This window comes from Pseudarthrobacter sp. RHLT1-30-1 (assembly GCF_059383415.1).
In genome coordinates, this window is sequence record NZ_JBWZCG010000001.1 from 43,428 (window position 1) to 58,527 (window position 15,100).

The following is a 15,100-nucleotide window of genomic DNA, read 5'->3' on the forward strand; positions in this document are numbered from 1 at the left end:
AGGTGCTTCCGCCGCCGCTTGTGCGGGGAGCTGGCCAGAACATGACCAGCAGCGGCGGTCCCGAGCAAGACTCCATACCCATCGCCCGGCCGGCCAGGACCCCTACTCCGCTGATGGGCGCGACCAACACGTTCCGGGTGACACTCCATGCCAGGGGCGGCGAGATCTGAAGATACGGCTCCGGTTGCACTTGCCCATCGGGGGTGATGTGACTATGGCAGATGATCTGCGGCGACGCCGCCTCGAGTGTGCGAGCCGCAGCTCCGGCGACCAGCAACGCCGCAACTAGGAACACGGCCACGGTGCGCATCCTCATGTGTGACGCGCAGGTTCGGCACGTCGCCGCCCGTCGCAGGCGGCGGACCCGAAGACGTGGCACAGACCAGACCAGGCCGGCCAGGCCGAAGCAGATGCCGCACGCCAGAGCACGCAGGAGCGGACGAGCGCGTCTGACTGTCCGGCCCACTGTTCCCGCCATGCGCGTACACCTCGCGTCTTTCGGCGCTGCCGAAAGTACGGCAAACCCCTACCTTCCACCCACGATGGTCGCCGCCGAAGCAAACTTCAACCCTTGAGATGACCCAATACCGGGTCCCGAGGCCGGCGACTGGTGAGGGGATCGCGCGGACCAGGAACGGCCGCGCGATCCCCCGACCTCACTTCAGGTTGGAGCGGAAGAAGGTAGTGAGCTTGTCGAACGGGATGAGGCCGACGCGGTCGTAGAGATCAACGTGGCCGGCCCCCGGGACCCAGAAGAGTTCCTTGGGCCCGGTGGCGAGCCGGTACGCCTCTTCGCTGAACTCCCTGGAGTGCGCCTGGTCACCGGTGATGAACAGCAGCGGCCGGGGCGAGAGCAATTCCAGGTCGGCGAACGGGTGGAAGTTCATGAACTTGGCGTTGGTGGCCAGCGCGGGATGCGTCGTGGTGTTCGGGCAGTAGCCACGTGCTGTCCGATAGAAGTCGTAGAACTCCCGGTCCACCGCGGTCGATGCCGCAGTGAGCTCTTCCGGCGTTCCGCCGGTGTACTGGGTTTTTCCGCCGGCGAACTCGACGTCGCGCTGGTTGGCGGCCTGGTCGATCATCGCCTTGCGCTGTTCCAGGGTCACGGACTTCCGGAGCCCGTCGCGGTTAGCGGCGCCCATGTCGTACATGCTTACCGTGGCGACGGCCTTGATCCTGGGGTCGATCTTTGCCGCGCTGAGAACGAAGCTGCCGCTGCCGCAGATCCCGATGGCTCCGACACGCTCCCTGTCAACGAACGACTGCGCGCGCAGAAAATCCGCTGCGGCACTGAAGTCTTCGCTGTAGATCTCGGGCGCAACGGCGTTCCCGGGCTTCCCTGCACTTTCTCCCCAGAACGACAGGTCGAAGGACAGGGCGACAAATCCCTGCTCCGCCATCTTCGTCGCGTAGAGGTTAGCGCTCTGTTCCTTCACGGCGCCCATGGGATGCCCGACCACCAGCGCCGGATTGCCCGTGCTGCGGTTCAGGTCATTGGGGACGAACAGGTTACCTACGACCTTCATCTCGTACTGGTTCTTGAACGAGACCTTCCGGACCGTGACCCTGTCACTCGTGTAAAAGTTGTCCGCGCCGTTTGACGTGTCCCCCGGCTCCAGATCCTTCCTCGATGCAGGCGTGGACGCGAAGGCCTGTCCGGGTGTTGCCAGCCCCGCTGCGCCGGCGAGCCCGACCGCAGCCGCACCGGCACCGGTCAGCCTCATCAGGTTCCGGCGTGAGACGCCTTGCTCCGCCCAGCCCGTCCCGGTGGCCGTCTTCTTGGTTCCGTCAGCATTCGTGCTCATGATGATGTCATCTTCCTGATAGCCGTTTACGAACGTTGAAACTTTCCTGCTTCATTTCCAGCTCACCACGGCTCGCCGGTACGGAGGAGCCCCTGCCGGGGCTGGTACTGCGAGGGACCCTCAGCAAAACGACGCGCGCAAGGCCAGAAAGTTGAAGCGGCGCAACCGCCATCCGTATTCGGTTTGCATTCGGGTGGACCCTCACTATTGCTTTCCTTAGTCCTATTCACGTCCCCTAATTCCGCTCATGAATGGGAGGCTGGGAGGCTTATGAATGGGAGGTCCGCGTGATAGTGGTACTGCGAGGGACTCCCTTGTCTGCGAGGCTTGACGTAGCGTGGAGGGTATGGATAACCGAGCGCAAGTACGCGAATTTCTCATCTCGCGCCGTGCCCAGGTCAGCCCGGAGCAGGTGGGACTGCCCGCTGGGACGAACCGGCGGGTACGTGGTTTGCGCCGCGGCGAGGTGGCCACGATTGCCGGTTTGAGTGTGGAGTATTACACCCGCCTGGAGCGTGGTGTGATTAGCGGCGCCTCGCCCCAAGTGCTCGAAAGCATCGCCCGGGCGTTGTGCCTGAGCGACGCTGAACGGGCCCACCTGTTTGATCTTGCGCACGCCGCCAGCCCGGTCGCGCGGCCGCCGCGACGGCGGAATCCGAAGTCCTGGGCGCCCCATCAGAGCCTGCAATGGGCGCTTGATGGGGTCACGGCTGGTCCTGCATTTGTCCGCAACGGCAGGATGGACCTGCTGGCTGCTAACGCGTTGGCGCGGGCGTTCTACAAGGACGTGTACGACATGCCGGGGCAATCACCGAACATCGCCCGATTCACCTTCCTGGACGAACGCGCGTACGAGTTTTACCCAGACTGGGATGCGTTCGCGGAAGTGACGGTCTCTATCCTGCGCACGGAAGCCGGCCGGGACCCGCATAACAAGGAACTCCACGACCTCATTGGTGAGCTGGGTACGCGCAGCGAGGAGTTCCGACGCCGCTGGGGTGCGCACAACGTCCGTCACCACGGCACCGGTTTCAAGACCTTTCATCACCCGGTGGTCGGTGAGATGACGCTGGCTTTCGAGGGGCTGGAGATGGCCGCTGAGCCGGGTCTGACGCTGACGATCTATACCGCGGAGCCCGGGTCGCCGTCGGCTGAGCGCATGCAGCTGCTCGCTTCGTGGGCGGCCAGTGAGTATGGAAAAGCCGTCTCCTCCGTGTTGGAGAGGACGCGGACGGACGGCTGACGGCTAACGGAGTCCTTGCGACCGGTAGCGACTGGGCGGTGTAACCGCCGTCAACGGGTAGCGCGACGCCGGTGACATTGCCCGATGCCGGGCTGCAGAGGACGGCAGCGGCGATGTCTTCAGGCTCTCCCAAACGCGCCATCGGCGACCGCGCGGGTCGCGTTAAGTCGCGCCCACCAGCGAGACTCATGCGGTCAACCGTGGGTGTGGCGCCTGGCGCTGGTGCCGGGGCATGCCGCGTTGACGCTGTTGCGCGCAAACGAACGGTCACTATTTGCGCTCCTCTAGAGTGCCGCGTTTGCCGCGCGGAGGGAGTCCCGGTTGGTAGGGGTACTCAAAGGGACTCCCTGACCCGGGCGCATTTGCCTACCGTTGAAGAAGACTCGCGCTCCGGATCAACACCAGGACGATGCAGACGTGCAGTCACATGGAGCGAGGAAAGGAACAATATGACGACGTTAGCGATCATCGGAGCAGGGCCCGGACTCGGGGCTGCCGTTGCCGAGAAATTTGGACGCGGCGGATTCTCCGTCGCGCTTATCTCCCGCAATCAGGAGAAGCTCGGTACTCTCAGCACAGCCTTGGGGGCCGCCGGTATAGAGGCACGTGGGTACACCGCGGACGTCCAGGACCGTTCTGCCATCACCCGCGCGCTCGATGCGGCCGCCGAAGAACTTGGCCCAGTCGAGGTGCTCCAATACAGCCCCGTTCCTCGGAAAGAGTTCCTGCGCCCCGTGCTGGACACGACGGTGGAGGATCTCTCTGCTGCCACCGGGTTCTCCATCCTCGGCCCCGTCACCGCCGTCCAGCAGGTCCTGCCCGGCATGAATGAACTCGGACGCGGCACCATCCTCCTCGTCAACGGCTCCAGCGCCGCGACGCCCAACGGCAACGTCGCGGCCACGTCGATCGCGTTCGCCGGGGAATCGGCCTACGGGGCGATGCTGCACGAAGCCCTCGCGCCCCGGAACGTCCACGTCGGCCAGCTCATCATCCCTGGCGCAATCGGCGGCGGAGACCCGATCTACGCTCCCGAGGCCCTGGCCGACCAGCTCTGGATGATCCACACCCAGCGCGGCCCGTTCCGAACCACCGTCGGCGCGGACGCTGCATGACCGGGGAAACTAAACGCAGGAGGCAACGCATCGGTGCGCTCTCCAGCAGCCTGATCGCCCTGTCTGCGCTGACCGCCTGCACCGCCGAACCGGCCCAGATGCCCGCCTCGCCAACGCCCACGCTGAGCGTCCCGGTCACGGCGTTCGGCGAACCGGAAGTCGTAGCTGACGGGCTCCACGCCCCATGGTCAATCGCCTTCCACGGGGACACCCCACTCCTCAGTGAGCGGGACACCGCCCGCATCCTCGAACTCCGCATCGACGGGAGCACCCGGGAGATCGCCACCATCGCCGTGGTCGAGTCCATCGGTGAAGGCGGACTCCTCGGCATCGCCGTACACAGCGGTTACCTGTATTCGTACTTCACCGGAAGCGGCGGGAACCGCATCGAACGATACCAGCTCACCGGCGGCCCGGGAGCCCTCGTGCTCGGCCCGGCAGAGACGATCCTGGCCGGGATTCCCTCAGCGAGCTACCACAACGGCGGCCGCATCGCGTTCGGCCCGGAGGGCATGCTGTACGCCACCGTCGGGGACGCCGGCAACCGCGACAACGCGCAGAACCTCAGCATGCCCTCTGGCAAGATCCTTCGCATGACCCCTGGCGGAGAGGTTCCGGAGGATAATCCGTTCCCGGGTTCGCTGGTCTACAGCTACGGACACCGCAACCCCCAGGGCATCGCCTGGACCCAAGACGGCACCCTGTACGCCAGCGAATTCGGGCAGAACACGTGGGACGAGCTTAACGTGATACAGCCCGGCGGCAACTACGGGTGGCCCGAGGTCGAAGGCATCGCGGAGGAGACAGGATTCATCGACCCAGTGCAGCAATGGGAACCCGCGGATGCCAGCCCAAGCGGCATCGCGATCCACAACGAAACAATTTACATCGCCAACCTCCGCGGCCAACGCCTCCGAGAAGTGCCCTTGAGCGACCCGTCGACCGCAGCCGAACAGTTTGTCGGCGAGTACGGACGACTTCGAGACGCCGCGGTCGCCCCCGACGGGTCGCTCTGGATACTGACCAACAACACCGACGGCCGCGGAGACCCCTCACCCGACGATGACCGGATCGTCCGCGTTCCCCTCACCTGACGCAGAGACGAACACACCACGGAATTGAACGCTTGCGCAGCCATCCTCGAACTTGCTCCTCACAATCAGCTGGCCGGTGGCAAACGTGAGCATTGATGTCTCTATAGAGAGGCCGTCACGGTGAGTGCTTAGAACGCCGGCGGGCACCCTCCTTGTGGCCAACTGCAACAAGGCTCCACACCCACGGCGCCGAAAACATTCACGCCCATTCCCAGCCAGTAATAACCGCGCAACCCATTGCGGTTAAGGAGAATAATGAACACCACCACCGCCGTTCCGGCGCCGTCCCCGGTAGTTACTGAAAAACCGAAACAGCTACCGCTCACGACTCTGGTCGCTCTGGCGATCATCGGCTTCGTCCTCGTCGCGATGGAGACCATGCCGGCTGGCCTGCTGCCGGTTATCGCGACCGGAATGGGGACCAGTGAAGGCACCGTCGGACTGTTCGTCAGCGCCTACGCCCTCGGCACGGTGATCATCACGATCCCCGCCATCACCCTGACCCGGGGCATGCGCCGCAAGCCATTACTCCTTGGCGCGATCCTCGGCCTCATCCTGGCCAACAGCACCACCGCCCTCTCAAGCGACGTGACCCTCTCGCTGGTGTCGCGTTTCGTTGCCGGCGCGTTCTCCGGAATCATCTGGGGAATGCTGGCCGCCTACGGCCGGAAGATCAGCCCGCCCTCCCGTGCAGGCCTGTCGTTGGCGATCGTCTCCGTCGGGGCACCCGTCGGATTCGCTCTCGGCACACCACTGGGGTCATGGCTCGGAACGACATTCGGCTGGCGGTGGGCCTTCGCCGGACTCACCGCAGTGGCCGTTATCGCCGGTGTGTTCATCGCTGTTATCGCGCCCGATGCCGAAGGGCAGCCGGGGACCTCGCGGCTCCCCCTGGTCCGGGTGTTCCGCATCCCCGGCATCGCCGTGATCCTGGCCGTCATCTTCACCTGGATGCTGGCACACAACACCATCTACACCTACATCTCCCCGTATCTGAGGACTACCGGCAGCAGCCTCACCGTCGACGTCGAACTCTTCATCTTCGGGGTCGCCTCGATCGCCGGAATCGTCATCACCGGGGCGCTCCTGGACCGCCACCCCCGCCCGTTGCTGCACGGCAGCGTCGCCCTGTTCATCGCAGCCGCGGTGGTGCTGCTGGTCGGCCACACATCGGCCCCGGCGATCATCGTCGCCACCGTGCTGTGGGGGATCACGTTCGGCGGGGCGGCCGCCCAGCTCCAAGCTGCCCTCACCACCACCGGGGGCGCGGACTCGGACGTCGCCAACTCCTTCCTGCCGGTGGCGTTCAACCTCGCCATCTTCGCCGCCGGCATCCTCGGCGCCGCCCTGCTAACGAATTTCAGCGGCCTGGTACTTGCGGTCGTGATGATCGTCGCCGGCCTGGCCGCGCTCATGCTGACCATCTACGGACGCCGCACCGCATTCCCCGCCCGCCTCTAGAAAACACCGGCAGGCCCCCGCAGACCCTGCCCTCCCACAATCCCCGGAAAGGGATCCATCATGAACACTCGCAACCGCTTCACTGACAGAGTCGCCTTCGTCACCGGTGCCGGTTCCGGCATCGGACGGGCAACCGCGTTGGCGTTCGCCGCCGAAGGCGCCCGAGTGGTCGCCGCCGACCTCCCCAGCGCCGGCCAGGACGAGACCGTACAGCTGATCACCGGCCTCGGAGGAACAGCCTCTGCTGTCGATTGCGACGTCACCAGCGCCAGCGACGTTGTCGCTGCCCTCGAATTCACGACTTCGACCTATGGCCGCCTGGACGCGGCGTTCAACAACGCCGGAATTGAACAATCCCACGACTTCGTGGCCGACCTCGACGACGACGAATGGGACCGCATCATCGACGTCGACCTGCGCGGGGTGTATCTGTGCATGAAACACCAGATCCGTCTCATGGTCGCCGCCGGCGGCGGCACTATCGTCAACACCTCATCCGGCGCCGGAGTCATCGGCATCGCCGGACAAGCGGCGTACGCGGCCGCGAAGCACGCCGTCATCGGCCTGAGCAAGTCCGCGGCGCTGGAATACGTCGGCGACGGGGTGCGCATCAACGTCGTCGCCCCCGGCGTCATCGACACCAAGATGATCGAACGGGTATCCGGCGGTACCGAAGAGGGGCGCAAGGAGATGGAGTCTATGGAACCCATCGGCCGTCTCGGGCGACCGGAGGAAATCGCATCCGCCGTGCTGTGGTTGTCCTCGGACGAGGGAGCCTTCACCGTCGGGCACACGCTCGTCGTCGACGGCGGACAGACGGTCGGCTGATGAGCAAGCGTTTCTCACCCAGAAGAGCTCTGCGACCAGGTGTCGTGGTGCCTGCGATCGTCCTGATCGCCATCGTCCTCGCCGGCTGCACCTCCAACCCGGCCGGCAACGCTGAGACACGTTCACCCTCCCCGGCCACGCCAACGGCCGATCCGGCAGCCACCCGGACACCATCGTCAGCGGCTACACCGATTGTCATCGAGGTCGACGGCCGGAGAATCGCTGGAGAACTCGACGGCAGCGCCACGTCAGCCTCGCTGCTGGCCCAGCTTCCCCTGACTCTGTCGTTCCGTGACCATGGCGGCCAGGAAAAGATCTCGGAACTACCCGCCCCGCTGGACCTCGCGGGCGCACCAGAGGGAAGTGACGCCGCGCCGCTAACGATCGGGTACTACGCCCCCGAGCAAAGCCTCGTCCTCTACTACCGGCACGTCGGCTACTTCACCGGCATCGTACCCATCGGCACCTACGAAAACACCGAGGCCGTCCAAAACCAGACCAACGATTTCACCGCCACCATCCGTAAAGCCGACTGACCCACTGCAGCCTGCCTGATCCGTCGTACCGCCCGCCCACCACTCATCTGGAGATAGCAATGAAAGCCACCTACATGTTCGGCCCCGGCGACGTCCGCATCATCGACGCCCCCGACCCCGTCCTCAAAAACTCCACCGACGCAGTAGTCCGGATCGTCCGGGCGTGCGTCTGCGGATCGGACCTGCACCCTTTCCACAGCATGGACAGCACCCCCGGCGGAGTGTCCATGGGACACGAGTTCATCGGCGTCGTCGACGAGATCGGATCCGACGTTCGCACCCTTACACCCGGCGACCTTGTGATCGCCCCCTTCGCGTACTCCGACGGAACCTGCGAATTCTGCCGCGAAGGCCTCCACACCTCGTGCCTGCACGGAGGCTTCTGGGATGCACCCGGAATGGGCGGCGGCCAAGCCGAAGGCATCCGGGTTCCGTTCGCCGACGGGACCCTCGTGAAAGTACCCGGCGTTGACGAGGAGTCCCCGCTGTTGACCTCGCTGCTGACCCTGTCCGACGTGTACGGCACCGGGTGGCACGCAGCTGCACGCGCCGGCGTCACCGACGGAGACACCGTTGCGGTCATCGGCGACGGCGCGGTAGGCCTCATGGCCGTGCTGTCCGCCAAGCAGCTGGGCGCCGAACGCATCATCCTGATGGGACGCCACCAGTCCCGCACCGACCTCGGCATCGAGTTCGGGGCAACCGACATCGTCCCCGAACGCGGCGAGGAAGGTATCGCGAAAGTCCGTGAACTCGCCGGCGGTCAGGGTGTTCGGAAGGTGCTCGAGGCGGTCGGACACATGCCGGCCTACGAGCAGGCTTACGGCATCGTCCGCCCCGGCGGGATCATCAGCCGCGTCGGGGTTCCCCAGTACGAAGAGGCATCGGTCGGTTTCGGCAGCCTCTTCGGCGGCAACGTCACCCTCACCGGCGGTCCCGCACCCGTGCGCGCCTACATCGAACAGCTGATGCCGGCCGTCCTTGACGGTACCGTCAACCCGGGCAGGGTCTTCGACCGCACCGTTAGTCTCGACGGGGTCCCCGACGCCTACCGCGCCATGGACGACCGCGAAGCCCTCAAAGTGATGATCGCCTTCTGACCAAACAAGCGTTCGGGGGTTATGCCACGGAGACCTGCCCCGAGGCACGCCCCTGTAAGCGAGGCCAGACCGGCTCCTCCGCCAGGATCGGTTCCGCGCTCGTCACGACCGCCGCGATGGAAGATCTGTTCTCCGGTGCGCCGAGGACGCCTAGAGCAGAAGCCTGCACCTTCCTTGACCAGGCTGCCGCTCAACGCGACAAGCCTCCCTGGCCGTCCACGAAAGCCAAAGACCCCGCTGCAACCGTCAGTTGCAGCAGTGCACGCACAGAAAGAAGGATCATCATGACTGACCAACCCAAGCAGCTCGGAGGCGGCCGGAAGATGTTCGGCGACTTCGCCCCGAAACTTGCCGAGCTCACCGACGACGTCCTCTTCGAGGACGTCTGGAACCGGCTCGAACTGAGCGCACGGGATCGCAGCCTCATCACCGTTGCTGTGCTCACCGCAGGCGGGAACACCGAGCAGCTGGGCTACCACCTCGGCCGCGCCGTCGAGAACGGCGTGACTCAGGAGGAGCTCATCGAAGCTATCACCCATGTCACACTCTACGCAGGCTGGCCCAAGGGCATGTCCGCGATGGGCGTCGCCAAGCAACTCTTCACCGACAACAAGTAAGGAAAACCATGCACATCGAACCCACCGTGCCCACCTCGAAAAACCCGGCCGCGCAGTTCGCCGGCGACGTCTGGCTCGACCCGATAGCGCTGCCCCACGAGAGTGACCAGACGATGGTCGTTGCGACCGTCCGGTTCGCTCCCGGGGCCCGCACCGCCTGGCACTCCCACGAGCACGGCCAGTACCTTCGGGTCACCCAGGGCGTCGCACGCTTCGGCGGCCGCGATGGCAAGATCATTGAAGTCCACCCCGGCCAGACGCTGTACACCCCGCCCGGCGAGGAGCACTGGCACGCTGCCGCCCCCGGCTGCTTCATGGAACACATCGCCATGCTCCAGAACGGTGAGGACCCCGCCAAGACCACCACCTGGCGCGAGCACATCACCGACGACGAGTACAACGGCAACTAGGTAGACCGGAACGGTTCCGGCCGCGGCCGACCCATTGGCCGCGGCCGCTCCCAGCTGTGCACGTTATCCGGACCAATTTGAATGGGCATATCGGCGTCTCGGAAACTCCTTGTAGGTGACGCAAACGTATGACATCGAAACCCCAATCCCACCAGCAAGACCCCGGCGCAGTTCGCCGGCGATGTGTGGCCATCGCACTTCCCGACGAAGGCGACCAGCGCATGGTTGTCGCCACAGTACGCTTCGCCCAGGGCGCCCACACCGCCTGGCGAACACACTGGCACGCCGCCGCACCCGGCTGTTTCATGGAGCACATAGCCATGCTGGAGAACGGCGACGACCCGGCAGAGACCACCACCTGGCGCGAACACATCACCGCCGACGAGTACAACGGCACCACGCCGGCGTAGCCCCCATCTGCCCCCTTTCATCTCAACTGTGAACCCCGGTACGTCCATCTTCCCGGGGCTCGTCAGCCCAGGACGCGCATGACCACACACCCCACCGCCCCGGACCCTACCCGCGTCAAGGCCCGCGGCTTCGTCACGGCGACGGTTTCGTTCGTCGCGGTCTTCGCCGCCGGTGCAACGCCCATCCCGCTTTACGACAGCTATCGGACTCTCGACGGGCTGAGCAACGATGAATTCTCACTCGTCGCGGTCGCCTACTTCGTTTGCGCCGTTTTCGCACTGCTCTTCCTTGGGCGGCTTTCCAATCACTACGGACGCCGTCCCGTCTCAGTTGCGGCGCTCCTGATCGCCGTCGCTGGCTGTATGACGTTGCTATGGGTCGACAGCTTCTTTCCTCTGTTCATGGGCCGCGTCCTCCAAGGACTCGCCGCCGGTCTCGCCTCCAGCGCGATCGGCGCTTACGTCGTCGATACGGCTCCCCGGCGACCCGGCTGGCTTGTCCCGGCCGTCACCACCGCTGCCGCTACCGTCGGTCTTGCCCTCGGTGTCTTCCTCTCCGGAGCGCTCGTCGAGTTCGCGCCGGCCCCGCGGCAGCTGCCTTTCTGTGTGTTCGCCGTGATCCTGCTCGGCTGCGCGATCGCTCTGGGCACTCGCCCCGAGACCGTCCCCCGCACCGCCGGCGCGTGGTCATCGCTGATCCCCCGGCTAGCAGTCCCAAAGGCGTCACGCCGCTACCTGCCCTTAGCGTCCGGGGTCTTCGTCGCAACCTGGGCCTTTGGCGGATACTTCACTTCGTTCGGGCCCTCCATCGCCGCCGACGACCTCGGCTCCCACAGCCCTCTCGCCGCGGCCGCCGTGTTCGCTTCCTACATGGCGCCGAGTTTCCTAGGCGGTTTCATCGCCGGACACTTCACGCCGGCAACTGCCCAACGCGTCGGGATGACGCTTGTTGCCGCCGCCGGTGTAGGTCTCGCGTTTGCCAGCACCGCCGGAGTCCTCGTGATGTTCATCGGCGCGGGCGTCGTCGGCGGCATCGGCATGGGCGTCGCCGCCTCCGGCAGCATGAACACCCTCCTCCCGGAAGCGCGCCCCCAGGAACGTGCGGGCTGCTTGCGGTCATCTACTCCATCTCCTACACCGGCTCCGCCGTCCCCAGCCTCATCGCCGGACAAGCAAGCCGAACCGTCAGCCTCCCGACAATCACTGTCGGCTACGCCATCCTCGCCGTCCTCGTCTGGATCAGCACGCTCGTGGCCGCCCGCAACCCACCCACGGCGTCATCGTCGGGCCAAATAGCCCGACCCTGATATCGCTCCGGTCCACTGGCCCGCAACCATTCAGGGTCTGGCCCACAAGCACACTCACGTAAGGAACTACACATGACGAAAACCATGACCGCCCTGTTCTCGCGCCGGCCCGGACTGGAACGTCAGGGCAGTAGCTGTCCCGGAGCCGGGATCAGGCCAGGTGCTGGAGACGCGGCCTTGCGGTCAGCCCTGATTGAGCACAAACGCGGAACCATGCTGCGGCTGCGGGACGAGCGGCGTCTTGAACTCTCTCACCTGTCTCAACTCGCCCTACTGAAACACCGGTAACGGATCTATGTCGTTTCAGCGCCAAGGAGGGGTAAGTGAACGGCTAGAACGTAGCGCATTGCGTCAGCCTGGGAGATCCAAGCAGTAGTATCAGCGGCGTTACGTTGAGCATCGCCATTCCGGGGCAGTTCTGTAGCTGTCCCTACCGCCATGATGGAGGCCCAGGAGGCGAATTCTCCGGGGCCCATTCGGAATTCGGCCGTGGCCATGAGCGCGTTCGGGTCACATCACTGCGGTGGCGTTGGCGGGTGACCCGGTTCCGCCGGTGATGTTCAGCGGCTTGATGCCGATGAAAGCGTCCCAGTGGCCGGTGGTTTTCATGTGGCGGCTGAGGGGGCCGAGCCGCCACAGTTCGCCTAGGGGCATGCCGAGTTTGGCGAGGAGTTGCTGGTGCATCATGCCGTGGTCGTTCGGCGCGCTGTTTAGAAAGGGGCTTCCGGGAATGGCGGGCAGGCATTCGAAGGCAAAGTTGTCGGCGGCGAGGAGTGCGAGCCGGTGGTCCCAGGCCCAGGCGACAAACTCCTCTGTCTGGGCGATGCCGGTGGCACGCCGGCCGTCGCGGGTCCGCCGTTTTTCCTCGGGTTTCAGGGCGAGGAACCATTCGCACCAGCCGGTGTGGAGCATGAGGATGTCGCCCGGCCGGAGGCTGAGGTCCTGCGCCTCCATGGCCTCCCGGATCAGGTTGAGGCTGAGCGGTTCTCCGCATGCATGGTCGATGGGGGCGCCCAGACGGTTGCGGTGCCCGTCGAGGTCTATCAGCACTCCCCTGCCGACGATGGGCTTGTCCGCCCATTCCTGGATGCCGAGGTCCGGGGTGCCTTCTGTGATTCGGTCATCCGGCGTGCCGTTGTAGAAGCCGATGTCGTCTGCCCGGCGGTGGCGGAGTCCGTCGATCTGGGTGGATCCCTGGAGGTAGTACCCGTCGAGGTAGTCGTCGCGGTGGGCGGGGTGGGAGGAGTAGATGGTGTGGCGCGGTGCGCTGCGTTTGAGGGACATTCCGGGATCGAAGGCGTCGGCCGGGTAGTCCAGGCCGAAGACCGTACCGGTCCTGATGCAGTTCGTGGCTTCCAGGATGGTGTCCGGTGTGATGAAGGACGGCGTTCCGCGGTCCGGGTAGGGAAACAATCCCCAGGATGTCCCGGCTAGCCCACCCTCCCTTTCCAGCAACCCGGCAAATGTCGGGTACGTCCCGTCCCCGGCAAGGAATGTCATCGCGTCGCTACCTCCTGGGGCGCCTCTACTTTTTTCTGCTGGTGCTTGTAGCTGAGGAGGAAACCGGCGCCCGCACACACGGAGGCAGCGATGCACAGCGGGGGCTTGAACGCGCCATTGAAGAATTGCAGCCAGTCACCTTGCCCGGCGATGAGGGCGATGGCCTGGCCTGCCACGAATACGACGCCTCCCAGGAGGAGTAGGGCGAGGGTCAGGACGAAGATGACTTCGATGGTTCGTCTGGTCTGCTGCATGTCTTGTTCCTTTAGATCGGCAGGATGCCGACGATGATTAGCACGCCGATTCCCAGCAGCGGCAGGGCGTAGTGGGTGAGCAGGCGGGAGAAGGTCTTGACCGGGTCCACGTCAGCGATGCCGCAGGCGACGTAGAGCGGTGCGCCTCCGGGGGGAACCGCTGCTTCGCAGGAGGAGAAGATCAGCACGGCAACGGCGGCAGTGGTCGCCGGGACGCCGGCGGCGACGAGTGTGGCGACGCCGACGGTTCCGACGGCGGCCATGGTAGCTGTGGCGGAGAGGGGCGCGGCGACGGCGATGACGATCAGCCCGATGAGGATGGCGAGGAGCCACAGGGGCAGGTTCAGCTGGTTCAGCAGGGCGGTCATCTGTTTGGGCAGGCCGGTGGCGGCGAGGGCGTTGGCCCCCGCGAAGGCGAAGACCACGGTGATGCCGACGATGCCGAACCTCGGGGAGGAGTCCCGCAGCAGGGTCCACCAGGCGCGGCCGCTGCCGGGCAGCTTTTTCCTGCCCAGCAGGGCCCCGGTGATGAGGAGGACCACCGGAATCCAGACGATAACGCTGACGGTTTTGGTGACATCTCCCCCGGTCCAGTCCGACAGGGCCGTGGCGATGGCGCCGGAGGTGATGATCAGCGGGATGGCCACCACAATGAAGAGCAGCAGGGTGGCCCAGCCGCGCCCGAAGGCTACCCGGGCAGTCAGCCGGTGTGCGGGGTCCAGCGGCGTCATCCCGCTCTTGCGGATCAGCAGCCAGGTGACAATCAGCCGGTGCAGGAAGCACCACAGACCGCCGATGAGCAGGGGAAGAACGAGCGAATTGACGTTTAGCAGGGGGCCGACGGTGGCGGATCCGACCAGGACGAACATGGAGGCGCTGAAGGGGAAGGTGATGCCCATTCCGGCATTTCCGGCCACGAGCGTCGCGGCCGAGGGCTTGTCGAGGCTGGACTTCTCCATCCAGGGGATGGTCACCGAGCCGACGGTCGCGGCGATGGCCGCCTGGTTGTGCACCACCCCGCCCAGACCGGCGGACGCCACGGTGGACACCCAGGCGGGGCCGCCTCTGACGCCGCCGATCAGGGAGTTCAGCAGGTCGATGAGCCGGTCAAGCACGCCTGTCTTGTCCAGCAGGTACCCCATGAACACGAACGCCATGGTGGCGTAGACAATTTCGTCGGTCACCGCGGAGTACAGGGACGCCCAGCCGATCTGTGCCGCGGCGGCTCCCGTGAACGGGAGCACGGCCAGGAAGCCGAGGATCATGGCTTCCCCGACGCTGCGTTTGATCAGTGTCGTCCAGATCAGGATGACGGCCAGGTAGGCCCCGAGAGCCCAGATGCCGATCATGATGCTGCTCCTGACGGGGAATTTATTGGCGAATAGTTCATCGTTGGTTCCTGTAAATGATTGTGCCTGAT

The 15,100-nt window shown here is 65.3% G+C and carries 15 protein-coding genes and 1 pseudogene; 11 read left to right on the forward strand and 5 right to left on the reverse strand.

All coding sequences use genetic code 11. The features are described 5' to 3' along the window. Positions 1 to 656 precede the first annotated feature (656 nt). Positions 657 to 1,805, reverse strand: a complete 1,149-nt coding sequence (locus AC50YM_RS00225) for an alpha/beta hydrolase (protein ID WP_494955015.1) — start codon at positions 1,803 to 1,805, stop codon at positions 657 to 659. Between the two features lie 346 nt (positions 1,806 to 2,151). On the opposite strand from AC50YM_RS00225, the gene AC50YM_RS00230 reads away from it, so the two are divergent. Next, a complete protein-coding gene (locus tag AC50YM_RS00230) occupies positions 2,152 to 3,048 on the forward strand; it encodes a helix-turn-helix transcriptional regulator (protein WP_494955016.1) in 897 nt (298 codons plus the stop codon). A 49-nt stretch (positions 3,049 to 3,097) separates the two neighbouring features. Here AC50YM_RS00230 and AC50YM_RS00235 read toward each other — a convergent pair. Continuing rightward, positions 3,098 to 3,319 (reverse strand): annotated as a pseudogene (locus tag AC50YM_RS00235) (hypothetical protein); the annotation flags it as partial. Positions 3,320 to 3,497: 178 nt separating this feature from the next. Between AC50YM_RS00235 and AC50YM_RS00240 the strand changes: the two are divergent. The 10 genes from AC50YM_RS00240 (at position 3,498) to AC50YM_RS00285 (ending at position 11,915) form a co-directional block, all read left to right on the forward strand. After that, positions 3,498 to 4,163, forward strand: a complete 666-nt coding sequence (locus AC50YM_RS00240) for an SDR family NAD(P)-dependent oxidoreductase (protein WP_494955017.1) — start codon at positions 3,498 to 3,500, stop codon at positions 4,161 to 4,163. Continuing rightward, complete coding sequence (locus AC50YM_RS00245) at positions 4,160 to 5,257, forward strand: PQQ-dependent sugar dehydrogenase (RefSeq protein ID WP_494955018.1); 1,098 nt, start codon at positions 4,160 to 4,162, stop codon at positions 5,255 to 5,257. The genes AC50YM_RS00240 and AC50YM_RS00245 overlap by 4 nt, the downstream gene beginning before the upstream one ends. Positions 5,258 to 5,512: 255 nt before the next feature. Then, positions 5,513 to 6,718, forward strand: coding sequence for an MFS transporter (locus tag AC50YM_RS00250; RefSeq protein WP_494955019.1), 1,206 nt, complete (start codon positions 5,513 to 5,515; stop codon positions 6,716 to 6,718). Between the two features lie 60 nt (positions 6,719 to 6,778). Next, complete coding sequence (locus AC50YM_RS00255; RefSeq protein WP_494955020.1) at positions 6,779 to 7,546, forward strand: glucose 1-dehydrogenase; 768 nt, start codon at positions 6,779 to 6,781, stop codon at positions 7,544 to 7,546. Between the two features lie 47 nt (positions 7,547 to 7,593). Next, complete coding sequence (locus AC50YM_RS00260) at positions 7,594 to 8,082, forward strand: cyclophilin-like fold protein (RefSeq protein ID WP_494955021.1); 489 nt, start codon at positions 7,594 to 7,596, stop codon at positions 8,080 to 8,082. 59 nt (positions 8,083 to 8,141) lie between these two features. Then, a complete protein-coding gene (locus tag AC50YM_RS00265; RefSeq protein WP_494955022.1) occupies positions 8,142 to 9,182 on the forward strand; it encodes a zinc-binding dehydrogenase in 1,041 nt (346 codons plus the stop codon). Positions 9,183 to 9,466: 284 nt separating this feature from the next. Further along, positions 9,467 to 9,799: a carboxymuconolactone decarboxylase family protein gene (locus AC50YM_RS00270; protein WP_494955023.1), complete on the forward strand. Its 333-nt coding sequence runs from the start codon at positions 9,467 to 9,469 to the stop codon at positions 9,797 to 9,799. 8 nt (positions 9,800 to 9,807) lie between these two features. After that, positions 9,808 to 10,209 (forward strand): (R)-mandelonitrile lyase, encoded by a 402-nt coding sequence (locus AC50YM_RS00275; RefSeq protein ID WP_494955024.1) that lies wholly within the window; start codon positions 9,808 to 9,810, stop codon positions 10,207 to 10,209. A 185-nt stretch (positions 10,210 to 10,394) separates the two neighbouring features. Then, positions 10,395 to 10,619 carry a cupin domain-containing protein gene (locus AC50YM_RS00280; RefSeq protein WP_494955025.1) on the forward strand — a complete coding sequence of 75 codons (225 nt, stop codon included), beginning with the start codon at positions 10,395 to 10,397 and terminating at the stop codon, positions 10,617 to 10,619. A gap of 78 nt (positions 10,620 to 10,697) precedes the next feature. After that, positions 10,698 to 11,915: an MFS transporter gene (locus AC50YM_RS00285; RefSeq protein ID WP_494955026.1), complete on the forward strand. Its 1,218-nt coding sequence runs from the start codon at positions 10,698 to 10,700 to the stop codon at positions 11,913 to 11,915. Positions 11,916 to 12,436: 521 nt separating this feature from the next. Here the strand turns inward: AC50YM_RS00285 and AC50YM_RS00290 are convergent. From AC50YM_RS00290 to AC50YM_RS00300, 3 genes are read right to left on the reverse strand one after another with little or no spacing between them, the layout of a single operon-like run. Next, entirely contained in the window at positions 12,437 to 13,426 is a 990-nt protein-coding gene (locus AC50YM_RS00290; RefSeq protein ID WP_494955027.1) for a cyclase family protein, read from the reverse strand. Continuing rightward, complete coding sequence (locus tag AC50YM_RS00295) at positions 13,423 to 13,680, reverse strand: hypothetical protein (RefSeq protein WP_494955028.1); 258 nt, start codon at positions 13,678 to 13,680, stop codon at positions 13,423 to 13,425. Before AC50YM_RS00295 ends, AC50YM_RS00290 begins: the two co-directional genes overlap by 4 nt. 11 nt (positions 13,681 to 13,691) lie before the next feature. Next, a complete protein-coding gene (locus tag AC50YM_RS00300; protein ID WP_494955029.1) occupies positions 13,692 to 15,029 on the reverse strand; it encodes a TRAP transporter large permease subunit in 1,338 nt (445 codons plus the stop codon). Positions 15,030 to 15,100: the final 71 nt, after the last annotated feature.